Source organism: Citrobacter sp. (genome assembly GCF_050252275.1).
Classification (GTDB): domain Bacteria; phylum Pseudomonadota; class Gammaproteobacteria; order Enterobacterales; family Enterobacteriaceae; genus Citrobacter_A; species Citrobacter_A amalonaticus.
This window is the reverse complement of record NZ_JBFWLF010000009.1, coordinates 1-23,606: the sequence shown is the minus strand read 5'-3', so window position 1 is coordinate 23,606 and position 23,606 is coordinate 1. Positions and strand designations below refer to the sequence as shown.

Genomic DNA, 23,606 nt, shown 5'->3' with positions numbered 1-23,606 from the left:
TTGAGAGAATTCACAAGTGTGCGCCACCTCGCAAAATAAAAATATCCATTTGCAAAAAATGGGTACTCTGCTGGCATAAATGCAACATTCAGTCTTCACCGTAAAAAGTACGATCCTGGTCATAATTCAGGAAATAAACCAAATTTCGTAACCGCAAGATAAAAATCTGTAATTGTCTTCCCCGTATGAATTGCTAAATTCTGCAACGTCTTATGCTGTGATTGTTACTTTTATTGTTGCTCCCTCTAACGAAAGGCATCACGATTATGAAGATGAAGAATCTCTTACTCACTGTCTGCACCTCCCTTTTGCTCACCAGCGTGGCGGGACATGCCAAAGAAATTAAAATCGGCATGGCGATTGATGACCTGCGCCTCGAACGCTGGCAGAAAGATCGCGATATTTTCGTCAGCAAAGCCGAATCGCTTGGCGCAAAAGTCTTTGTCCAGTCCGCGAACGGGAATGAAGAAACCCAGATGTCGCAGATTGAAAATATGATTAACCGAGGCGTGGATGTCCTCGTTATTATTCCTTATAACGGACAAGTATTAAGTAACGTGGTTAAAGAGGCGAAACAGGAAGGTATTAAAGTTTTAGCTTATGACCGCATGATCAATGACGCAGACATCGATTTCTATATTTCATTTGATAACGAAAAAGTCGGTGAATTACAGGCCCAGGCATTAGTTGAACGTGTCCCTCAGGGAAATTATTTTCTGATGGGCGGCTCGCCGGTCGATAATAATGCCAAACTCTTCCGCGCCGGGCAGATGAAAGTTTTAAAACCGTATATCGATTCCGGAAAAATAAAGGTGGTTGGCGATCAGTGGGTTGACGGCTGGCTGCCGGAAAATGCGCTGAAAATTATGGAAAACGCCTTAACCGCGAACAATAACAACATTGACGCCGTTGTCGCCTCCAATGACGCGACGGCAGGCGGTGCGGTTCAGGCGCTCAGTGCGCAAGGGCTTTCAGGAAAAGTGGCGATTTCAGGTCAGGACGCCGACCTTGCGGGTATCAAGCGCATTGTCGCAGGAACACAAACAATGACCGTGTATAAACCGATTACGCTGCTGGCCAATACCGCCGCCGAAATCGCCGTAGAACTGGGTAACGGACAGCAACCTAAAGCCGACGCTACGTTAAACAACGGTCTGAAAGATGTCCCCTCCCGCTTATTGACGCCGATTGTCGTTAACAAAATCAACATCAATGAGACCGTGATTAAAGACGGATTCCTTAAGCAGAGCGAACTGTAAGCGCAGCGCCCCAGCGAAGGCTGCGGGCGCGCATTTCCCACTACGCCCGGTTCTCTCATTGGCTACTGCGGAGTCGCTATGTCCTGTCTACTTGAAATGAAGAACATCACCAAAACCTTCGGTGTCGTCAAGGCGATTGATAACGTCAGCCTCAGACTGAATGCCGGTGAAATTATTTCATTATGCGGCGAGAATGGCTCAGGTAAATCGACGCTGATGAAAGTACTGTGCGGTATTTATCCCCATGGCAGTTACGAAGGTGAAATTGTATTTGCCGGAGAAACGCTACAGGCCAACCATATTCGTGATACCGAGCGCAAAGGGATTGCCATCATCCATCAGGAGTTAGCACTGGTTAAGCACTTAACCGTGCTGGAGAATATTTTCCTCGGTAGCGAAATAAGCCGTCATGGCGTGCTGGATTACGACATGATGACCCTGCGCTGCCAAAAATTGCTCAGGCAGGTCAGTCTGGCAATTTCGCCCGATACCCGGGTGGGCGAACTGGGCCTTGGTCAGCAACAGCTGGTTGAAATTGCGAAAGCGCTGAATAAACAAGTGCGCCTGCTGATTCTGGACGAGCCGACAGCGTCACTCACCGAACAGGAAACAACGGTGCTGCTGGAGATCATCCGCGATCTGCAACAACACGATATCGCCTGCATCTACATTTCACACAAGCTGAACGAAGTGAAAGCCATTTCCGACACGATCTGCGTGATCCGTGATGGCAAGCATATTGGCACCCGCGACGCGGCTGGCATGAGCGAAGACGATATCATCACCATGATGGTTGGCCGCGAACTCACTGCACTCTACCCCAGCGAACCTCACACCACGGGTGAAGAGATTTTACGCGTTGATCACCTCACGGCCTGGCATCCCGTCAATCGCCATATCCGCCGCGTGAATGACGTTTCCTTCTCACTAAAGCGCGGCGAAATCCTGGGGATTGCTGGTCTGGTCGGCGCGGGACGCACGGAGCTTGTTCAGTGTCTGTTTGGCGTCTGGCCCGGACGCTGGGAAGGAGAGGTGGTGATTGACGGTCAGTCCGTTAACATCCGCAACTGCCAGCAGGCCATCGCCCACGGGATCGCCATGGTCCCGGAGGACCGCAAACGCGATGGCATTGTGCCGGTCATGGCGGTGGGGAAAAACATTACCCTCGCCGCGCTTGATCAGTTCACTGGCAAGGTAAGCCAGTTAGACGATGCCGCCGAATACAAATGCATCCTCGAATCCCTGCAACGTCTCAAAGTCAAAACGTCTTCTCCTGAGCTGGCGATCGGACGTCTGAGCGGTGGAAATCAACAAAAAGCCATTCTGGCGCGCTGCCTGTTGCTTAACCCGCAAATTCTCATCCTTGATGAGCCTACCCGGGGCATCGATATCGGCGCGAAATATGAAATCTACAAGCTTATTAACCAGCTCGTTCAGCAGGGTATCGCCGTAATTGTCATTTCGTCTGAATTGCCCGAAGTGCTGGGGCTCAGCGACCGCATTCTGGTGATGCATGAAGGAAAACTGAAAGCCAACCTGGTCAATCATAACCTGACGCAAGAGCAGGTGATGGAAGCCGCTTTGAGGAGCGAACATCATGTCGAAAAACAATCCGTCTGACGTTAAACTCACCGCCCCACTGACGGGCGTTTTTCCTGGGATTAAATCGCTGAATCTACAGGTGTTCGTGATGATAGCGGCCATCATTGTGATCATGCTGTTCTTTACCTGGACAACGGACGGTGCGTATCTCAGCGCACGTAACGTCTCCAACCTGCTCCGCCAGACCGCGATTACGGGGATCCTGGCGGTCGGCATGGTATTCGTCATCATCTCAGCGGAAATCGATCTCTCCGTCGGTTCCATGATGGGACTGCTGGGCGGCGTCGCGGCTATCTGCGACGTCTGGCTGGGTTGGCCGCTGCCGTTCACCATTATCGTCACGCTGGCGCTGGGATTGCTGCTCGGCGCCTGGAATGGCTGGTGGGTCGCTTACCGCAAAGTTCCCTCATTTATTGTGACTCTGGCCGGGATGCTGGCGTTTCGCGGTATCCTCATCGGCATCACCAATGGTACAACCGTATCGCCGACCAGCTCCGCCATGTCGCAGATTGGGCAAAGCTACTTATCCAATGGATTGGGCTTCACCCTCGGCGCGATGGGTTTGATGGCGTTTATCGGCTGGCAGTGGCGCGGGCGCATGCGCCGGCAGTCCCTGGGTCTTGATGCCCCGGCGTCAACCAGCGTAGTGGGCCGCCAGGCATTAACTGCCGTGATTGTGTTAGGCGCCATCTGGCTGTTGAATGATTATCGCGGCGTGCCGACGCCCGTTCTGCTGCTGGTATTTTTGCTGCTCGCCGGGATGTTCATGGCGACACGAACCGCATTTGGCCGACGTATTTATGCCATAGGGGGTAATCTGGAGGCCGACCGCCTTTCCGGCATTAACGTCGCGCGGACCAAACTGGCGGTGTTCGCCATCAATGGTCTGATGGTGGCGATTGCCGGGCTCATCCTCAGTTCGCGTCTCGGTGCCGGGTCGCCATCGGCGGGAAACATCGCCGAACTGGACGCCATTGCCGCCTGCGTCATCGGCGGAACCAGCCTGGCGGGTGGCGTCGGCAGCGTTGCCGGCGCAGTGATGGGGGCATTTATTATGGCTTCTCTGGATAACGGAATGAGTATGATGGATGTCCCAACGTTCTGGCAGTATATCGTGAAGGGAGCGATTCTGTTGCTGGCAGTATGGATGGATTCAGCGACAAAACGCCGCGCCTGAACTGCTGAAAAATAGGGCTATTTTTATGCCGGTCACTCCTGTCCGGCATTGTCGTTTATGAAAGAGTGAGCAGAGACAGAACCATGTTTGATAAACGTCACCGTATTACCCTGTTATTTAATGCCAATAAAGCCTACGACCGTCAGGTGGTGGAAGGGGTCGGTGAATATCTACAAGCCTCGCAATCCGAATGGGACATCTTCATTGAGGAGGACTTCCGCGCCCGCATTGATAACATCAAAGAATGGTTAGGTGACGGCGTGATTGCTGACTATGACGACGATGAAATCGCACGATTGTTAGTTGACGTCCATGTGCCCATCATCGGTGTCGGAGGCTCCTATCATCTGGCGGAAAATTATCCTCCTGTCCATTATATTGCCACCGATAATCATGCTCTCGTTGAGAGCGCCTTTCTGCACCTGAAAGAAAAAGGCGTCAACCGTTTTGCCTTCTACGGCCTGCCTGCCTCCAGTGGAAAGCGCTGGGCGGCGGAACGCGAGCATGCCTTCCGCCAGTTGGTGGCGGAGGAGAAGTATCGGGGGGTGGTGTATCAGGGACTGGAAACCGCGCCTGAACTCTGGCAACACGCGCAAAATCGACTGGCGGACTGGCTGCAAACCCTACCACCGCAGACGGGTATTATCGCGGTCACTGACGCCCGCGCCCGCCATGTTCTTCAGGTCTGCGAACACCTGCATATTCCGGTACCCGAAAAGCTGTGCGTCATTGGCATTGATAATGAGGAATTGACCCGCTATCTGTCACGGGTTGCGCTGTCATCGGTGGCTCAGGGCGCGAGGCAAATGGGCTATCAGGCGGCAAAGCTGCTACATCGCCTGCTGGCCGATGAGGAACTGCCGCTCCAGCGCATCCTGGTGCCTCCGGTGCGCGTCGTTGAACGTCGTTCGACAGACTACCGTTCCCTCTCCGATCCCGCCGTTATTCAGGCGATGCACTATATCCGTAACCACGCCTGCAAAGGCATCAAGGTGGATCAGGTACTGGATGCAGTTGGGATTTCACGTTCCAATCTGGAGAAGCGATTTAAAGAAGAAGTGGGAGAGACCATTCATGCGGTGATCCACGCTGAAAAGCTGGAGAAAGCGCGTAGCCTGTTGATTTCCACGACGCTGTCGATCAACGAAATCTCGCAGATGTGCGGCTATCCTTCGCTGCAGTATTTCTATTCCGTCTTTAAGAAAGAGTACGACACGACGCCGAAAGAGTATCGCGATCTGAACAGTGAAGTGTTGATGTGATGCGGTGGGACCGAAACAAAAACGCCTTCTTTGCAGAAGGCGTTCGGGGATTACATATGGGCTGCGATTAATCGCTGGTTATCCTGATACATCGCGAACAGATAATTGTTGTAACTCTGCCCCTTCGTTGAATAACCCTTCAGCTTATGAATCATCGCTGTCGCCGTTACTTCCTGATCCGCTTTACGCAACTGTGCGCGTGATTTACGGAAAGAGGCGTAAGCCGGATGCGTGTTCAGGTTAATCACATAGGCGCTGACCGACTCTTTGACGGAATCGAACTGCGAGTAACCTTTCACTTTACCTGGCGCATTGTTACAACTCCCTTTCGCACACTTCATGCCGAACAGGTTGTTATTGCTACGCGCAAGCTTAGAAGTACCCCAACCGCTTTCTGCCGCAGCCATCGTCGCCACCATACTGGTCGGGATGATGTCTACGCGCTCCAGCAACGTATTCCACGGAATACTCCGGGTGTTGCCCGACCATTTCACCTTGTAGCGCTTCGCAATATCTTTCATGCGTTTACGCTCAGTCGGTGACCAGCGATTCTGATACTGCTTTGAGATCAGCCAGTTACGATCGGCAGTAATCGCCGCATTTTGACTGGTAATATAAGGCATAACCGTCCGGAGAAACGCTTTTTTCCTTGGTGTTCCGGAAGGGTATTTTCGCAAATCAGGAAGTGAACTGCTCTTTGCACTATTGCGAGAATACTCTTGTTTACTGCTTACCTGTTTATTACTTGTCTTGGTTACGTGGGACTTTTGACTCGATGTTGTTGTGTGCGTCTTTGCCAGCACCTCACCCGAAAATACGATGGTGAGTAACATAAGAATCATTGCCCCATATCGTCGTATGGGAGTCAATATCATTAGGTCTCCTGGTCGGATTGAATCATTCCAACACCTTATATTTTTCACAATTTTGAGAGTTGAATCTCAAATCATATCAAAAATAGCGATCAAGAGCACCCTAATGAATAGGCCAATTCCGAAACCATGTCACGCATAAACTATCCCACAAGGAACTAATTCGAACGATTTGTGGTGGTTATCGCAAATTAAGGCTATTTTTTGCCCAAAATCACTCATCCGCGCCCCTCATCCTGGTTGAATGCAGTTGAAGGATGAGTTTCGTCAGCGGGTTCTCAGGCAAACTGGTTAAAATCGCCGCAAAAAGGACCGCACAATGAAACTTGCTGCCATCGCCCTCGCGCTACTGCCAGGCATCACGAGCGCCGCAACATGGACGTCTCAGGGCTTCCCCTCTTTTACCGCGGAGGGAACCGGTAAGTTTGCCAGTCACGCTGAATTGACGAAGGGTACTCGTTCCTTAACGCTCAATTTTGACCAACAGTGCTGGCAGCCGGCTAATACGATAAAACTCAATCAGATGCTGTCGCTGATCCCGTGCGAAGGGACCCCGCCGCAATGGCGTTTGTTCAAAGATGGCCGTTATACGCTGGAAATCGATACCCGTTCTGGTACGCCAACGTTAATGATTACGCTGCCGCGCGAAGCCGAACCTACCGCCAATGTGGCACGCCAGTGTCCGAAGTGGGATGGAAAGCCACTGACGTTAGCGGTCGCGCAGACTTTCCCGGAAGGGAGCGTGGTACGCGATTTTTACAGCGGACAGACCGCCACGGTGAAAAACGGTCAGATAACCCTGCAACCCGCACCTGCCAGCAATGGCCTGTTACTGCTGGAACGGGCAGAGACCGACGCACCAGCGCCGTTCGACTGGCACAACGCCACGGTCTATTTTGTGCTCACCGACCGCTTCGAGAACGGCGATCCGTCCAATGACCAGAGTTATGGTCGCCATAAGGACGGCATGGAGGAAATCGGCACGTTTCATGGCGGCGATTTACGCGGTCTGACTCACAAACTGGATTATCTGCAACAACTGGGCGTGAATGCATTATGGATAAGCGCTCCGTTCGAACAGATCCACGGCTGGGTGGGTGGCGGCACGAAAGGCGATTTCCCGCACTATGCCTACCACGGTTATTACACGCAGGACTGGACTACGCTTGATGCCAACATGGGCAACGAAGCCGACCTGCGTGCGCTGATTGACGGCGCACACCGGCGCGGGATCCGCATTCTGTTTGATGTCGTAATGAACCACACCGGCTACGCCACGCTGGCAGACATGCAGGAATATCAGTTCGGCGCGCTCTACCTTTCTGGCGATGAGCTGAAAAAAACGCTCGGTGAGCGCTGGACAGACTGGAAACCTGCCGCCGGGCAGAGCTGGCATAGCTTCAATGATTACATCAACTTTAGCGATAAGGCCGCCTGGGAAAAATGGTGGGGTAAAGCGTGGATCCGCACTGACATTGGCGATTACGACAATCCTGGCTTTGACGATCTCACGATGTCGCTGGCTTTCCTGCCGGATCTGAAAACCGAATCGACGATCCCATCTGGTCTGCCGGTGTTTTATCAACATAAAGCCGATACGCGTGCGAAAGCCATTGAGGGCTACACGCCCCGGGATTACCTGACTCACTGGCTGAGTCAGTGGGTGCGCGATTACGGTGTCGATGGATTTCGCGTCGACACGGCAAAACATGTCGAACTTCCGGCCTGGCAACAGTTAAAAACGCAGGCCAGCGCGGCACTGGTTGAATGGAAAAAAGCGAATCCGGACAAAGCGCTCGATGATAAGCCGTTCTGGATGACGGGTGAAGCCTGGGGTCACGGCGTAATGCAGAGCGACTACTATCGTCACGGTTTTGACGCGATGATCAACTTTGACTATCAGGAGCAGGCCGCAACAGCCGTCGATTGCCTGTCAGGTATGGATCTCGTCTGGCAGCAGATGGCGGAAAAGTTACAGAGTTTCAATGTATTGAGTTATCTATCCTCGCATGATACTCGTCTGTTTCGTGAAGGCGGAGATAAAGCCGCTGAGTTGCTGCTGTTAGCGCCCGGTGCCGTACAAATATTCTATGGCGATGAGTCCGCGCGACCTTTCGGCCCCACAGGCTCTGATCCGTTACAGGGCACACGCTCTGAGATGAACTGGCAGGATGTCAGCGGAAAATTGGCCAACAACGTTACCCACTGGCAGCGCCTCGGTCAGTTCAGAGCCCGGCATCCGGCCATCGGCGCAGGCAAGCAAACCACGCTTTCGCTCAAACAGGGATACGGCTTCGTTCGCCAGCACGGCGACGACTCGGTGATGGTCATCTGGGCAGGCCAGCGTTAACGTAAACCGGCGTCTGAGGCCAGAACCCCCTCAGACGCAGCAAAACAAAACACTACACTGAAGAAAATTATAAGCATAAAACGTCAAAGCACCCGTTTCAGCTCGATTTGCACCCTGCCAGTGCTAGCGTTAAGGTAACTCACTTCGACTCAGCGTTTGACAGACCATCCGTTATGACATTTTCACTTTTCGGCGACAAATTCACCCGCCATTCAGGCATTACCCGCCTGATGGAGGACCTCAACGACGGTTTACGCACCCCAGGCGCAATCATGCTGGGCGGCGGTAATCCGGCACAAATCCCGGCGATGCAGGATTACTTCCAGACGCTCCTGACTGAGATGCTGGAAAACGGCAAACTCACTGATGCGCTTTGCAATTATGACGGCCCGCAGGGGAAAACCGAGCTGCTGACCACGCTTGCTTCGCTGCTCCGTGAAAATCTGGGTTGGGATATCGAACCGCAGAATATTGCGCTAACAAATGGCAGTCAGAGTGCGTTTTTCTACTTGTTTAACCTCTTTGCTGGCCGCCGCGCTGATGGGACTACCAAAAAGGTATTGTTCCCCCTCGCACCGGAATATATCGGCTATGCGGATTCCGGGCTGGAAGAGGATCTGTTCGTCTCGGCGCGTCCCAATATTGAGCTGTTGCCAGAGGGTCAGTTCAAGTATCACGTAGATTTCGAACATCTGCATATTGGTGAAGAGACCGGGATGATCTGCGTCTCCCGGCCAACTAACCCGACGGGTAACGTCATCACAGATGAAGAACTGATCAAACTCGATACGCTTGCCAACCAGCACGACATTCCACTGGTCATTGATAATGCCTATGGCGTGCCGTTCCCGAGCATTATTTTCAGCGAAGCGCGTCCGCTGTGGAATCCCAACATTGTGCTGTGCATGAGTCTCTCCAAACTGGGGCTGCCCGGCTCACGCTGCGGTATCATCATCGCCAATGAAAAAATCATCACGGCCATCGCCAATATGAACGGCATCATTAGCCTTGCGCCAGGCGGGATTGGGCCGGCCATGATGTGCGAAATGATTAAGCGTAACGACCTGATGCGACTGTCAGAAACGGTCATCAAACCGTTCTATTTTCAGCGTGTTCAGCAAACCATTGCGATTATTCGCCGCTATTTACCTGAAAATCGCTGCTTAATTCACAAACCAGAAGGGGCAATTTTCCTCTGGCTGTGGTTCCAGGATTTGCCGATCACCACCGAGTTACTCTACCAGCGTCTGAAAGCTCGCGGCGTACTGATGGTGCCAGGACATTACTTCTTCCCGGGCCTCGATAAACCCTGGCCGCACACGCACCAGTGTATGCGCATGAACTATGTTCCCGATCCGGAGAAAATTGAAGCTGGGGTGAAAATTCTGGCTGAAGAGGTGGAGCGCGCCTGGACGGAAAATCAGTAACGCCATCCCGGCCTGATCGGGCCGGGTAATGCGCTTATAAAGGCCGAGCGTGCAGACGCTGGCGCTGCACGCTCGCCGCATCCAGACACTTCAATGCCCCTGTCGGGCAAGCCTCCACGCAGGCTGGGCCCGTATCACGATGCCAACAGAGATCGCATTTCACCGCCTGTACGCGCGAGGTTTGTGCAACAACGTTCATTGCGCCGAACGGGCACGCCAGCATGCAACTTTTACAACCAATACAGCGTGCCTGCTCAACAAAAATGTGTCCACGATCGCGACGAATGGCCTGTGTCGGGCAAACATTGGCGCACGGCGCATCTTCACACTGATGACAGGCAACGGCGGTGGTAAAGGTATTTTCCTTAATAACCCGGATGCGCGAGACGAAGTGTTCTGCTGACACCGCGGCACAGTCCTGATTCTCCTGATGCGAGACCACGCAAGCGACTTCACAGGTACGACAACCAATACACTTAGTCGCATCCGCCATGATAAACCGGTTCATTGCACCCTCCCCCCGCCATAAAACCACAGAGTGCCAGAGAGAATAGCGCGGCTGCCTTGATCAAACAGGGGAAATGGTCGAATTTTGTCAGATGCCAGAAACGTTCAGGGGATTCGCCTTATACTTACGACTGGATTTCTTCCTGACGCATAAAAAAAACCCTGGGCGTTGACGTCCAGGGGAATAATCCGCAGGCGACATCACGCTGCGGAATAAGCTGGCACCCGATAGAGTGTTACCTATATTTGATAATCTGCCTCATCAACCGCACTGTAGAGCGGTTGAATATTATCCAGTGCCAGTATGTATCCGCTTCCTTTTACGCTAACGATGGAATGCTGAGGTAATCCCAGCAAATATAATTTGTTGTTGAGATTTTTAACCATCGTAGACAAACGCTGTGTGGAAGCACTTAATTCATTTTTTTCCCAGACGTTGACGAGTAACTCATCTTTTGAAACATAATGGGTCCTGGCGTTCAGTAAAAGATAAACAAACAAGCGTAGCATTGTGCGGTTAAAAAATACGCCACCAAATGCAATGACACTGTCCATTTTATTTACCGGCAGCCTGAAAATTCTCGACTCACTGATATCAAAAAATATTTCCCGACCTATCATAAATCCATGTAACTGGTATTCCATCATTACATACTCACGTTTTACTGAACTATCGATAGCTAAACATGTGTAAGTCCTTGTAGATATTGTCTTACGCAAGTTTAAAAAAAATAGAGTTAATTTCAATAGATACCTGAAGCGTTCATTTTAATCGCGCCGCAAGCAAAGTGCAGACTGAATACCTAAAAGATCAATCCAGGCGCTGTTAAATAATCTCTAAAAACAAATTATTAGAGCGTTATTCTCTTTCAGTGTGAATATTCGACAATACAAGTTAAACGGGCATATTTATCACAAATTACAGCTTAATATGCTGCATGGATCAATAATGCGTCATGGAGAGGGAAAGTGACTCCCGGCAACAGAGCGTTCCGGGACAATTATTATTACAGTGTAGTTCTCTTAACAGAAGAGCGGTAGAAATATGCCGGACAGCGGCAGACCTGTGAATTGACCCAATCCCAGGCCGGGACAATAGCCGCTGTCCGGCAATTCTTCTCATACTTTTAGAAGCGCCAGCTCACGCCTGACATGAAAGTAAAGCTGTCATCACGGTCGATCATCGGGCTGTCTTTGATTTCATCTGGCAGCACGCTGTAAGCCGCGCTCGCCATCAGAATAATGTTGTCAGTGACGGAGTATTTTGCGGTCAGGCTGACGTAAGGAACCCAACTGTCCTGTGCGGAATAGCGATCCAGACCGCTGCGACGGGATTCACTGCCTGACACACCGTAATAGTAGTCGTTGAAATTTTCATCGTAGTAAAGCACGCCAGCAGACGGGATCAGAGCAAGCTGTCCGACAGGAATTTTACGGAACAGTGATAATTCCCCCATCCAGCCATTGCTGTTATCCAGAACATCTGCGGTCGCAGAAACTTTCACGCTGCCCCAATTTTCATGATGATACCAGGCCGCGCCCGCCATTATCGTACTGTCACGCTTGTCGAGCTTTTTCATGGCGTGGTCGTCGTTATCGCCAGGATCAAATTCCAACGGCATCCAGGAAGCGGTCAGACTAAATTCATTTTGTTCACTTTTAGACAAAATGTAGCCCAACGTGGTTTGCCGAACATAGAATGATTCGCCTTCATAACTAATGAGGGGAATAGCATGGGTATTTTCATTATACCCGCGATAAGGAGATTCATTATATATCGCACCCGCACCAATTGATAATTCCGAAGCAGATGCACTGGCGATAAAGGAGAAAGCAAATAGTGCTACTATATTGCGTTTAATTAACATGCCCGACGTTCCATTTAAAATAAGCCACAAAGCGTCGAAATAATAATGCTTACAAATTCGTCGGTGCAAGGCACATATTTATATAGTAATATATAAAAACTTATATATATTGGGCTGCTGCGATGAATAAATTACAACTCAAGCATCGAGAATTAAAGATCATCTCGGTCATTGCCGCCAGTGAAAACATCAGTCATGCCGCAACTGTTCTCGGCATCGCCCAGGCCAACGTCAGCAAATATCTTGCTGATTTTGAATCAAAAGTCGGCCTCAAGGTTTTTGACCGGACGACCCGGCAACTGACGCTGACCCCTTTTGGCGCGGCGCTTCTGCCCTACATTAATGATATGCTCGACAGAAACGCGCAGCTAAATCATTTCATTGCTGATTATAAACACGAAAAGCGAGGGCGAGTAACGGTGTACGCGCCGACAGGCATCATCGCTTACTTATCGAAACAGGTTATCGCCAGAATTAAAGACATTGGCGACATCTCTTTGTCGCTGAAAACCAGCAACCTTGAGCCAAAAGCCTTTTATGAAGGCGTCGAGTTTCCTGACGACTGTGACGTGTTAATTACCTATGCCCACCCGAAAGATGAATCACTGGTTGCCAGTTTTATTACCAAATATGCAGTGACGGCCTTTGCCAGCCAGACTTACCTTGAAAAGCACCCGCTAAGCCGACCTGAAGACCTTGAGCATCACTCCTGCATCCTGATCGATTCTATGATGATTGATGATGCCAACATCTGGCGCTTCAACAGTGCCGGCAGTAAAGAGATGCGCGACTATCGCGTGACGGGGAACTACGTTTGTGACAATACCCTGTCGGCGCTGGAACTGGCGCGCAACCATCTGGGTATTGTGTTTGCACCCAATGAAAGCGTGAAAAACGATCTGAAGGCCGGGACGCTCGTCCCTTGCTTTTCAGAACAGCATGAGTGGTGGCTGGACCTGGTCGCGATCTTCCGCAAGCGGGAGTATCAGCCCTGGCGAGTTCAGTATGTACTGGATGAGATGTTACGGGAAATCCGCAACCAGCTTGCTCAGACGCAACTGTTGCGTCCCGAGCAAGATTCAATCATCGACAATTAATGATCGAGATAAAGGTAATGTACCCAACTGGTCATGCGCAACAATACCTTACGCATGACCGAGACATGGCTGAAATGGTCGGAGTAGACCGCGACCTGTGCATAAATTCCATCCGGTAATGCACGTAAATCAGCATGATCGTTCAACTCGATCGTGGCAATGACACCTTCTGACCCCGGCACCGTATTCAACGACTGTAACGTCCCGGTCGACTGGTATGTTCCACCAGGTACCGCCGGACTGATGGCAGCCAGCTTACCGCTGAATACCTTGCCCGGTAAGGCATTGAATACCACTTCCGCGTCATCGCCGGGTTCCAGTCGCAGCAACGAGTTCTGGCGGAATTGCGCGACAATTTGTCGCTTCTGAGCAGGAATAAATACCATCACCGGGCGCAAAGGCAGCGAGGCGGCATAGGTTCCCGGGCGAATCAGCACCTGGGTTACATAACCGTCACTCGGCGCGCGAACGATGGTTTGTTCCAGGTTATATTCCGCCTCGGCCAACTGCGCTTTCAGACTGGCTATCTGCGAGTGCTCACCCATTACCAGGCTGTCTAACTGGCTTTGAATCTGCTGTTGTTCCGCCGCTGACGATTTAACCGAAGCCTCCTGCGCCAGGTAGTTCTGCCGCGCGACGTCAATGTCGCGCTCAGAGAATGGATTCACCTCCGCCTGACTCCCCTGCGCATAACGCTGATACTCCCTCGAAAACTTGTCTCGCGTAGCTTTTGCCTGCTGGGTATTGGCGGTCATTTCATCCAGTTCGGCATCCAGCGCATGCTGCTTATGTTGCGCCGTCACAATATCCGCCAGCAGACGATCCACCCTGGCCTGATAGCGCGTGGGATCAAGCCTGAACAGCACTTCACCTTTTTTAATCAGCGTATTTTTCTTATCCGTCACTTCAATCACTACGCCTGTGACTTGCGGAACAACGGGAATAGACACCACCGCTTTTTGCGCTTTAAATGTATAGGGGTGGTTGTAATTCATTAATAAGATTAAACCGCTGATAATAAATATGCCCCCCAGCGCCGCCGTCGGTATGGTCCATTTATTAACGGGAATGTTGAAGATCTTAAAAATCGCCCATGCGAAAGCCACATAGGTCAGGATAATCAGTAAATCCATAATTAATACTCGCCAGAAGAGGATTTCAGGTCAGCCAGTTGTTTTTCCAGCCCGGCAATACGCTCCTGGAGTTGCACAACACCAGGTTCAGGATTTTGCATTCCCCACCCGCGTTCCGGACGATAGAGCGTGGCCCAAATCCACAAGAAAGGCCAGATAACATGTAATGTAAACAAACTCACCCACCCCGCAACATGAATAGCATCGGCATGAGGATGATTGCGTTTTTTCGCAATTAAATAGGGAATATCATGTAAAATAATAATTCCGTAGAAAATGACGAGGAATACAAAAATCAACACCCCAAGCGCAAAATAATCGAGAAACATATTCCTCCCAGAGAATAGAATCAAAAAGAAAAAGAGTTTGAGAATGATAGTGGAATGACCAGATGTTGTGCAATTGTCATATTTATATATCGACATATGGTTTTTTATATATTGTACTTTTTCGTATATTGTTTTTTATGCACGTCGCAGTTTATTATGTTTAAACATCAATACAAGGGAACAAAAATGAACAACGCGGAAACCTCATCCACCGTCAGCCTTAAGCGCATCAAAGCGGCCACTATTTACCGTTTATTACTTATTGGCCTTGGTATCCCAATGATATCTTTCAGTTTTATTTGTGGCGTTTTGAGTCTCTTTGGCTTTGAACTGGTGAAATGGAACGAGCAACCCGTGCATGGTGTAATGGCGATTCCTGCCGCGCTGTTCAGCGGTGTGTTTATCACCGTACTGTTCACCGTTTTCATCGGGTCGATTGCCTGTCTGGGACTGTGGGTCTACAGCCGTTTCCGTCCGTTACAGGTAAAGGTGTTGGATTAATCATTATGCCCGATAAGCAAAGCGCTATCGGGCATAACGCGGTCAGTTAAAAGAGTCCCAGCGGTTTATCGGAGTAGCTCACCAGTAAACATTTTGTCTGCTGATAGTGCTCCAGCATCATCTTGTGGGTTTCGCGTCCAATCCCCGACTGCTTGTAGCCACCAAAGGCCGCATGAGCCGGGTAAGCATGGTAGCAGTTGGTCCATACGCGTCCTGCCTGAATACCGCGTCCCATTTTATACGCCAGGTTACCGTTACGGCTCCAGACGCCCGCTCCGAGGCCGTACTGGGTATCGTTGGCTAGCTCCAGCGCCTCGTCCATTGTTTTGAACGTGGTCACCGCCAGTACCGGGCCAAAGATCTCCTCCTGGAACACGCGCATATTATTCTTACCAGACAGGATGGTCGGCTCGAGGTAATAGCCGTCTTTCAGTTCACCTTCAAGCTGCTTACGCCGCCCACCGGTCAGGACATCCGCCCCTTCTTTCTTACCGATATCAATGTAATTCAGGATGGTTTCCATCTGCCCATGAGAGACCTGTGCCCCCATTTGCGTCACGCTGTCCAATGGGTTACCGCTGCGGATGCTTTCTACGCGGCGAATGGCGCGCTCCATAAAGCGTTCGTAGATGGATTCCTGCACCAGCGCACGACTCGGACAAGTGCACACTTCACCCTGGTTAAAGGCAAAAAGCGCAAAACCTTCCAGCGCCTTATCGAAAAATGCATCCTCTTCGTCCATCACGTCGGCGAAGAAAATGTTCGGTGATTTCCCGCCCAGCTCCAGAGTGACCGGGATGATATTCTGCGTGGCATATTGCATGATCTGCTGCCCGACTTCCGTCGAGCCGGTGAATGCCACTTTAGCAATACGCTTCGAAGTTGCCAGATACTCGCCAATCTCTCCACCCGCGCCGTTCACTACGTTCACTACGCCAGGCGGGAGGAGATCGCCAATCACTTCCATCAGCAGTAAAACGGACAGCGGCGTCAGGCGGGCAGGTTTAAGCACTACGCAGTTTCCTGCCGCCAGCGCGGGCGCCATTTTCCAGCTCGCCATCAATAAGGGGAAGTTCCACGGGATAATTTGTCCGACCACGCCGAGCGGTTCGTGGAAGTGATAAGCCACGGTGTCGCTATCCACTTCACTGATCCCGCCCTCCTGGGCGCGAATACAGGAGGCGAAATAGCGGAAATGGTCGATTGCCAGCGGGACATCCGCCGCGCTGGTTTCACGGATCGGCTTACCGTTATCCCAGGTTTCCGCCGTCGCCAGCAGTTCGAGGTTCTGCTCCATACGGTCGGCAATCTTGAACAGAATCGCCGCCCGATCCTGAACAGAAGTATGCGCCCACTGGTCTTTCACCTTGTGGGCCGCGTCGAGCGCCAGGTCAATGTCCCTTTTACCGGAAGAAGCCACTTCGCATAACAGTTGCCCGGTGACGGGCGTCAGGTTCTGGTAATACTCGCCGTCACTCGGGGCAACCCAGTCACCACCGATAAAGTTGTCGTAACGGGCCTTTAACTTCAGGGGAAAACCGTACTCGCCGGGCTGAATACGGGGAGGGTTATTGGTCATGATCGTCTCCTTGCTCCAGGTGTATAACAAGGGTAGACGGGGCTGGCGATTTTCTCGCCAGCCGCTTATAGGTTTACGATAGCGGTCACGAATTACATCGCCGCGCGATAGATCGCCATAATCTCGTCGTGCGTGGCCTGAATTGGGTTAGTCAGACCGCAGGCATCTTTCAACGCATTGGCCGCCAGCACCGGAATATCTTCTTCTTTCACGCCCAGGGCTCGCAGACCCGCCGGGATATTCACCTGCTGCGCCAGTGCGCGGATCGCCTCGATGCAGGCTTCTGCGCCTTCGGCGTCGGTCATCCCTGCAACATGAACCCCCATTGCTGCCGCACAATCACGCAGACGCGCTGCGGCCACCTGGCTGTTGAATACCTGAACGTGCGGCAGCAGGACGGCATTACACACACCGTGCGGCAGGTCATAGAAACCGCCTAACTGGTGCGCCATCGCGTGGACGTAACCTAATGACGCGTTATTGAAGGCCATCCCCGCCAGGAACTGCGCATAGGCCATCGCTTCACGCGCATGCACATTGCCGCCCGATTCCACGGCAACGGCCAGATTATCAGAAATCATGGTCATTGCTTTCAGGGCGCAGGCATCCGTGATCGGCGTGGCGGCTACAGAAACATAGGCTTCAATCGCATGGGTCAGCGCGTCCATGCCGGTCGCCGCCGTCAGCGATTTTGGCATGCCGATCATCAGCGAAGAGTCATTTACCGAGAGCAGTGGCGTGACGTGTTTATCCACAATCGCCATTTTGATGTGGCGATCAACGTCAGTGATGATGCAGAAACGCGTCATTTCAGAGGCGGTTCCTGCCGTGGTGTTAATCGCAATCATCGGCAACTGTGGTTTTGCCGAGCGATCAACGCCTTCATAATCGCGAATATCGCCGCCATTGGCGGCCACCAGCGCAATCCCTTTGGCACAATCATGTGGGGAACCGCCGCCCAGCGAAATAACGCTATCGCAATCATTTTCTTTCAGGATCTTCAGGCCGTCGGCGACATTAATTGTCGTCGGATTAGGGTGTGTACCATCATAAATAACGCTGAAAATATTATGTTCCTGCAATGCTTTTTGAATATCACCCGCCATGCCTAATTTCGTCAGCACACTGTCGGTGACAATTAACGTCCGACGAAAGCCATATTCCGCCATAGCATTCATTGCATCTTTTAATGAATCAGCCCCAATTATATTCACAGAAGGAATATAAAATGTAGAAGCAGCCATATGCTCAATCCTTAATCGTTTTTGAAGGGATTGCAGCATACGAACGAATCTCAGGAGATAATATGATCACAGCGGTGTTTATTTAATGAAAAAATAAAAGAGCACATTAGGCTACAAATTAATGGGCTCTTTTCGTCTCAACCTATTTATTATGTCAATTCATTCTTATTTTTAATAAATTGTATTATTCCTTTGCCGGAAATAATAATGCATCGCGTAACAGGTGATCGTTTCCACGGCGACGCGTAAAGCCAATCCGGTCGAAATATTCCAGAATCTGAATCGCCAGCTTTCGGCCTACGCCCAACCGATCGCGAAAATCCGCAGCGCAGGTTGATCCTCTCTCCTGATCCAGTTCGCGGATCATGCTGGCGAAAGCCACAATGCGATCGTTACGGTAGTAACGATCTTTTACGATCGCCGTAATCATCCCCTGCTGCGCCGCCTGCCGCAGTACCAGACGCATGGTCTGCTCCTCGGTCGCGGTTTCACGCGCGAGATCGCGGACCCACCAGGGTTCGTCACCAAATAACGGCGCGGCTTTAAGCCAGATAGCCTGCTGTTCGTCAGTAAACCCTGTCTTGTGATCCGGCAGATGCAACCAGCCATGGTGGCTGTGAATATCGCCGCTGTCGCGCATTTGTTCAATCAACAACAGTACCAGCGCTTCATCTTCCATCGGCAGCGCCATACGGCGCAGGCGTTCGCGCCCCGGACCAGGCTCATCACGATGTTGTTCATGGTAAGTCGCCAGCGTGTCGAGGATTTTGCGCTGCCAGCGTGCGGCAACTTCCGCATTCAGCAGGCTGTAACCTGCCTGAATAAATCCATGCTGATGAATGAGCGAACGCATACCGTCGCCATTTAGCTGGCGCGCCCACGCAAAATCGGGCAGATTGACCGCCCCGCGTTGCAGGTGGACCACCAGCGCGGCACCGTCATCTTTCGCCGCCGCCAGTGACGCCAGCCATTGCAGATACTCGGGTTTACGTTTGCCGCGACGTGGCGGATTAAGTGCAACCACCCGCGCCCCGGCAAGCGTCGCGCGCGCGGAGATATCGCGCAGCACCAGCCGGTCGTTATCGGCCAGCAGCAGAGGCGTATCAAACACCAGTTCCGCCAGGTTAGCTTCCAGCAGCGATACCCGCCCGGTCACATGACTCGCCGCATGGTGAATATGTAGCGGCTGCCACTGCGTAAGCGGGACGTGGCTTTCCAGCGCGACAATCACCCGCGTGAACGGCTCAGGCGGGGCGTCTGAAAGCAGCCAGTCACCCCGGTTAAGCTGCTCCTTTTCAGCATCGCCGACGATATTCAGCGCGATGCGCTGCCCGGCATGAGCATGCTCACTCGCCTGGTTTTGCGCGTGAAGTCCGCGCACGCGCACAGATGCGTTCACGCCGGTCAGCCACAGCGTATCCCCAACGTTTACTTCACCGCTCAGCGCGGTGCCGGTCACCACCAGCCCGGCGCCTTTTACAGTAAAGGCACGATCGATAGCCAGTCTGAACGTCTGATTCCGGGCGTGTTCGCGGGCGGGCAGTTGCTGCAAATGTTCGCGTAACGCCTCAATCCCGCGACCTTCATTCGCGGCCGTCACAAATAGCGTCGCCTGCGCAAAGCCATACTCACGCAGGACATCCTCCACCTGCTGTTGGACCTCCTGCACCCGCGTATCATCCACACGGTCGACTTTGGTCAGCGCCACCGTCAGCGTCGGATTCCCGGTCAATTGCAGGATCGCCAGGTGTTCGCGCGTTTGCGCCATCACGCCATCGTCGCAGGCTACCACCAGCAACGCATGATCGATTCCGCCCACGCCCGCCAGCATGTTTGAGAGAAACTTCTCGTGACCGGGAACATCGATAAAGCCCAGCACGCGCCCGTCTGGCTGCGGCCAGTAGGCATAGCCCAGGTCGATGGTCATGCCACGCTTTTTCTCTTCCGGCAGGCGATCGGCATTCACGCCGGTAATGGCCTGCAGCAGCGTCGTTTTCCCGTGGTCGACATGTCCGGCGGTCGCAATAATCATTTCAACAACATCTCCATAAACCGGGTCTCATCTTCAAGACAGCGTAAATCCAGCCACAGTCGGCCCTCGTAAATCCGGCCGATAACCGGAACCGGTAGCTCACGCCAGCGGGTCGCCAGGGCTTCAAGACGGCTTCCGCGGCCGTCGTGCGGTGTAAAGGTTAATGCCGCGCTGGGGAGCCGATCAACCGGCAAAGAGCCACTGCCGATTTGCGACAGGCAGGGCTGTACGCTCACCACAAACTCCGCACCATAGTGCGCGGCCAGCAGCGCCAGAAGCCGCTCCGCCTGAGACTGAATCGCGTCTTTACGTCGGGTCAACAGGCGCAGCGTCGGCAGTTTCTCGGCCAGCGCTTCCGGGTGGAGATACAGACGCAACGTTGCTTCCAGCGCAGCAAGGGTCATTTTATCCGCCCGCAACGCACGTTTAAGCGGATGACGCTGCAATTGTGCAATCATCTCTTTCTTACCGACGATGATCCCAGCCTGCGGACCGCCCAACAGCTTGTCGCCCGAGAAGCTCACCAGGCTGACACCCGCGGCAATCAACTGCTGCGGCATTGGCTCTTTCGGCAGGCCGTACTGGCTCAAATCGACCAGCGAACCACTACCGAGATCGGCCACAACAGGAACATCCAGCGCCTGGCCGATCTGGACCAGCTCCGTTTCATCAACAGAGTGGGTAAACCCTTCGATGCTGTAATTACTGGTATGTACCTTCATCAGCAGGCCGGTGTTTTCATTTACCGCCTGACGATAGTCATCGGCATGCGTCCGGTTAGTGGTTCCCACTTCATGTAGCGTACACCCAGCCTGACGCATCACATCCGGGATACGAAACGCGCCGCCGATCTCCACCAGCTCACCGCGTGATACCACCACCTCTTTACCGGTGGCGGTGGCGGCCAGCATCAGCAGTACCGCCGCCGCGTTGTTATTCACAATGCAGGCATCTTCCGCGCCGGTGATACGGCGCAGCAATTCCGCCAGCGCGCGGTCACGATGCCCGCGTCCCGCGCCGTCCAGATCATACTCCAGCGTCACCGGCGAGCGCATGGCCTGCGCGACAGCCGCGACGGCCTCTTCAGCCTGTAAAGCGCGACCCAGATTGGTATGCAACACCGTGCCCGTCAGGTTAATTACCGGGCGCAGCGCACTCCGGGCCTCCTTTTCCAGCCGAAGACTCACTTCCTGCGCCCAGTTTTCACACCACGCAGGCAACGTCTGCGTATCGCGAATCATCTCTCTTGCTTCATCAAGCAGTTGACGGAGCAGATCAACGATACGGGTATGCCCGTGGGTCTCACGCAGGGTAAGAAATTCACTTTCACGCAATAAGCGATCAATGGCGGGAAGCTGACTGTAGAGCGAACGGGTTTCGGTCGTCATGAAAAGGCCTGGCTGTGGGTGACCCTCCCCACAACGGGGAGGGATATCGACATAGAGGAGATTGTAACGTGAGATTGCCTGGACGGACAGAATATGAATCAAGCCTTTGGGGGTTCAGTGCGGGCAAAACTCTCGCGCTGAAACAGCGTCTCCACCAGCTTGACCAGGTGAGGTCGGCTCACGCACCAGCCCGGTGAGACGCGGCGGAAGTTGAGATAGCCCACCGCGCAGGCAATGGCGATGGTCGCCAGATCAACCGTGTCAGGTTTAATCGTCCCGTCGACCAGGTACGCTTCCAGCGCATCCAGACTGCGGTTGATTTTCTCGCGCTGGCGCAACAGTTCGGTTTCCGATTGCTGCGCGGCGGGACGTGCCTGCTCGCGCACCGACACCAGACCGGCGTCCATAATCCCATCGGCCAGTGCCTCAAGTTGACGGACTTTCAGCGAGGCCAGCGGTTCACGCGGCAGCATCGCTGGCGCAATATCCAGCAGTTCAATGTATTCGGCGATAATTGGCGAATCGAACCAGTACTCCCCATCGTCAGTCACCAGCGCCGGTACTTTTCCTAACGGATTGTACTGCGCGACGCCATTTTCCGCGTTGTAGGGCAGTTCATTAACAAATTCGAATGTGATGCCTTTTTCCAACAGCAGGATCGAAATTTTTCGTACAAACGGGCTGGTGTAGCTACCAATGAGTTTCATGATCAGTCCTTTTCGCCAACACAAAACAATGAGTATGGCTCACGCAGCGGGAAAAGGCAGGTGACGGCGTTCTCAATGATCCAAATAAAGGTAGTGCATCCAACTGGTCATGCGTAGTAACACCTTACGCATGACCGAAACATGGGCGAAATGGTCGGAATAGACTGCCACTTGCGCGTAGATGCCGTCGGGTAACGCATCCACATCGGCATTCGGGTCCAGTTCAATCGTCGCCAGGACGCCATCGGTCCCGGGCACCACCGTCAGGGACTGTAATGCTCCCTGAGCCTGATACGAGCCGCCCGGCACCACAGGCAATATGCTGGTCAACTTACCGTGAAAAACTTGCCCAGGAAGCGCGTTAAATACCACCTCCGCGTCGTCGCCGGGTTCAAGACGAAGCAGCGAGTTCTGCCGGAACTGAGCGACAATCTGCCGCTTTTGTTCGGGGATAAAGACCATCACCGGACGCAGCGGTAGCGCGGCAGCGTAGGTACCGGGTCGTATCAGCACCTGGGTGACGTAGCCGTTGCTGGGCGCGCGAATAATGGTCTGTTCGAGGTTGTATTTCGCCTCTGCCAATTGCGCCCTCAGGCTGGCAATCTGCGACTGTTCGCCGTTAACCATGCTGTCTAACTGGCTTTGAATTTGCACCTGCTCAGCCACTGAACCCTTCACCAGCGCATCCTGCGCCAGATAATTTTGCCGGGCGTTATCAATATCGCTTTCTGAGAAGGGGTTCACCCGCGCCTGGCTGCCCTTCAGGTAACGCTGATAATCTTTATACAGCCGATCGCGCTCCGCAGAGACCCGCGTCGTATTAGCCTGCGCTTCTGAGAGCTGGGCTTTCAGCGTCTGGATATTATGCGTGGCGGTGACCAGATCGGCCTGTAACCTGTCCACGCGCGCCTGATAGCGAACCGGGTCGAGTTTAAATAGCACTTCACCCTTTTTAATCAGTTGGTTATTTTTATCCGTCACCTCGCTGACAATTCCGGTAACCTGCGGCGTAACAGGAATGGAAATAACGGCTTTTTGCGCAGTAAAGGTATACGGATGGTTATAGTTCATTAACAGGATCAGGCCGCTGACCAGAAATACACCGCCTAATGCCGCCGTCGCCAGCGTCCATTGATTCACCGGTATGCGGAATATTTTGAAGACTGCCCACGCCAGCGCGACGTAGGTTAATATAATCAACAGATCCATGATTAACTCTCCGGAAACGTCGTATTGTCAGCCGTGTTAACTTCGGCCAGTTTTTTCTCGAGT

20 protein-coding genes are annotated in these 23,606 nt (G+C 52.6%); 8 read left to right on the top strand and 12 right to left on the bottom strand.

What is annotated here, in order from left to right:
• The first annotated feature begins 266 nt into the window (after nucleotides 1-266).
• The 4 genes from xylF to xylR all read left to right on the top strand — a co-directional run bounded on the left by xylF (nucleotide 267) and on the right by xylR (nucleotide 5,300).
• Nucleotides 267-1,259, top strand: a complete 993-nt coding sequence (gene xylF / locus AB7E14_RS01670) for a D-xylose ABC transporter substrate-binding protein (protein WP_428169297.1) — start codon at nucleotides 267-269, stop codon at nucleotides 1,257-1,259.
• A gap of 78 nt (nucleotides 1,260-1,337) precedes the next feature.
• Nucleotides 1,338-2,879: a xylose ABC transporter ATP-binding protein gene (locus AB7E14_RS01665; protein WP_042998579.1), complete on the top strand. Its 1,542-nt coding sequence runs from the start codon at nucleotides 1,338-1,340 to the stop codon at nucleotides 2,877-2,879.
• On the top strand, nucleotides 2,857-4,038 hold the full coding sequence (gene xylH / locus AB7E14_RS01660; protein WP_428169296.1) for a xylose ABC transporter permease XylH: 1,182 nt from the start codon (nucleotides 2,857-2,859) through the stop codon (nucleotides 4,036-4,038). Before AB7E14_RS01665 ends, xylH begins: the two co-directional genes overlap by 23 nt.
• Before the next feature lie 83 nt (nucleotides 4,039-4,121).
• Entirely contained in the window at nucleotides 4,122-5,300 is a 1,179-nt protein-coding gene (gene xylR, locus AB7E14_RS01655) for a D-xylose utilization transcriptional activator XylR (RefSeq protein WP_042998581.1), read from the top strand.
• A 50-nt stretch (nucleotides 5,301-5,350) separates the two neighbouring features.
• Here xylR and AB7E14_RS01650 read toward each other — a convergent pair whose 3' ends face one another.
• Nucleotides 5,351-6,175 (bottom strand): protein bax, encoded by an 825-nt coding sequence (locus AB7E14_RS01650; protein ID WP_042998582.1) that lies wholly within the window; start codon nucleotides 6,173-6,175, stop codon nucleotides 5,351-5,353.
• A gap of 316 nt (nucleotides 6,176-6,491) precedes the next feature.
• Between AB7E14_RS01650 and malS the strand changes: the two genes are divergently transcribed.
• Nucleotides 6,492-8,522, top strand: a complete 2,031-nt coding sequence (gene malS, locus AB7E14_RS01645; protein ID WP_316962405.1) for an alpha-amylase — start codon at nucleotides 6,492-6,494, stop codon at nucleotides 8,520-8,522.
• Nucleotides 8,523-8,695: 173 nt separating this feature from the next.
• A complete protein-coding gene (gene avtA / locus AB7E14_RS01640; RefSeq protein WP_058587413.1) occupies nucleotides 8,696-9,949 on the top strand; it encodes a valine--pyruvate transaminase in 1,254 nt (417 codons plus the stop codon).
• A 34-nt stretch (nucleotides 9,950-9,983) separates the two neighbouring features.
• Here the strand turns inward: avtA and AB7E14_RS01635 are convergent, their stop codons facing one another.
• From AB7E14_RS01635 to AB7E14_RS01625, 3 genes are all read right to left on the bottom strand, one after another.
• Entirely contained in the window at nucleotides 9,984-10,457 is a 474-nt protein-coding gene (locus AB7E14_RS01635; RefSeq protein WP_058587412.1) for a 4Fe-4S dicluster domain-containing protein, read from the bottom strand.
• A 239-nt stretch (nucleotides 10,458-10,696) separates the two neighbouring features.
• Nucleotides 10,697-11,104: a winged helix-turn-helix domain-containing protein gene (locus AB7E14_RS01630; protein WP_224267565.1), complete on the bottom strand. Its 408-nt coding sequence runs from the start codon at nucleotides 11,102-11,104 to the stop codon at nucleotides 10,697-10,699.
• A 479-nt stretch (nucleotides 11,105-11,583) separates the two neighbouring features.
• Nucleotides 11,584-12,324 (bottom strand): MipA/OmpV family protein, encoded by a 741-nt coding sequence (locus tag AB7E14_RS01625; protein ID WP_058587411.1) that lies wholly within the window; start codon nucleotides 12,322-12,324, stop codon nucleotides 11,584-11,586.
• A gap of 122 nt (nucleotides 12,325-12,446) precedes the next feature.
• On the opposite strand from AB7E14_RS01625, the gene AB7E14_RS01620 reads away from it, so the two are divergent.
• Complete coding sequence (locus AB7E14_RS01620; RefSeq protein ID WP_042998587.1) at nucleotides 12,447-13,421, top strand: LysR family transcriptional regulator; 975 nt, start codon at nucleotides 12,447-12,449, stop codon at nucleotides 13,419-13,421.
• Here the strand turns inward: AB7E14_RS01620 and AB7E14_RS01615 are convergent.
• Together AB7E14_RS01615 and AB7E14_RS01610 are read right to left on the bottom strand one after the other, a co-directional pair.
• A complete protein-coding gene (locus AB7E14_RS01615; RefSeq protein WP_316962406.1) occupies nucleotides 13,418-14,554 on the bottom strand; it encodes an HlyD family secretion protein in 1,137 nt (378 codons plus the stop codon). The two genes, AB7E14_RS01620 and AB7E14_RS01615, sit on opposite strands and share 4 nt — an antisense overlap.
• A 2-nt stretch (nucleotides 14,555-14,556) precedes the next feature.
• Complete coding sequence (locus tag AB7E14_RS01610; RefSeq protein WP_046401671.1) at nucleotides 14,557-14,883, bottom strand: DUF3302 domain-containing protein; 327 nt, start codon at nucleotides 14,881-14,883, stop codon at nucleotides 14,557-14,559.
• Between the two features lie 186 nt (nucleotides 14,884-15,069).
• Here AB7E14_RS01610 and AB7E14_RS01605 point away from each other — a divergent pair, with 186 nt between their 5' ends.
• Entirely contained in the window at nucleotides 15,070-15,384 is a 315-nt protein-coding gene (locus AB7E14_RS01605; RefSeq protein ID WP_044328075.1) for a hypothetical protein, read from the top strand.
• A 46-nt stretch (nucleotides 15,385-15,430) separates the two neighbouring features.
• On the opposite strand, the gene aldB is transcribed toward AB7E14_RS01605, so the two are convergent.
• The 6 genes from aldB to AB7E14_RS01575 form a co-directional block, all read right to left on the bottom strand.
• Nucleotides 15,431-16,963: an aldehyde dehydrogenase AldB gene (gene aldB / locus AB7E14_RS01600; RefSeq protein WP_042998591.1), complete on the bottom strand. Its 1,533-nt coding sequence runs from the start codon at nucleotides 16,961-16,963 to the stop codon at nucleotides 15,431-15,433.
• A gap of 92 nt (nucleotides 16,964-17,055) precedes the next feature.
• Complete coding sequence (yiaY, locus tag AB7E14_RS01595; protein ID WP_216081954.1) at nucleotides 17,056-18,207, bottom strand: L-threonine dehydrogenase; 1,152 nt, start codon at nucleotides 18,205-18,207, stop codon at nucleotides 17,056-17,058.
• Between the two features lie 184 nt (nucleotides 18,208-18,391).
• A complete protein-coding gene (gene selB, locus AB7E14_RS01590; RefSeq protein WP_044328735.1) occupies nucleotides 18,392-20,239 on the bottom strand; it encodes a selenocysteine-specific translation elongation factor in 1,848 nt (615 codons plus the stop codon).
• Nucleotides 20,236-21,627, bottom strand: coding sequence for an L-seryl-tRNA(Sec) selenium transferase (gene selA / locus AB7E14_RS01585; protein WP_316962407.1), 1,392 nt, complete (start codon nucleotides 21,625-21,627; stop codon nucleotides 20,236-20,238). The genes selB and selA overlap by 4 nt, the downstream gene beginning before the upstream one ends.
• A 98-nt stretch (nucleotides 21,628-21,725) precedes the next feature.
• Nucleotides 21,726-22,334, bottom strand: coding sequence for a glutathione S-transferase (locus AB7E14_RS01580; protein WP_042998595.1), 609 nt, complete (start codon nucleotides 22,332-22,334; stop codon nucleotides 21,726-21,728).
• Nucleotides 22,335-22,406: 72 nt separating this feature from the next.
• A complete protein-coding gene (locus AB7E14_RS01575) occupies nucleotides 22,407-23,543 on the bottom strand; it encodes an HlyD family secretion protein (RefSeq protein WP_058587407.1) in 1,137 nt (378 codons plus the stop codon).
• Nucleotides 23,544-23,606: the final 63 nt, after the last annotated feature.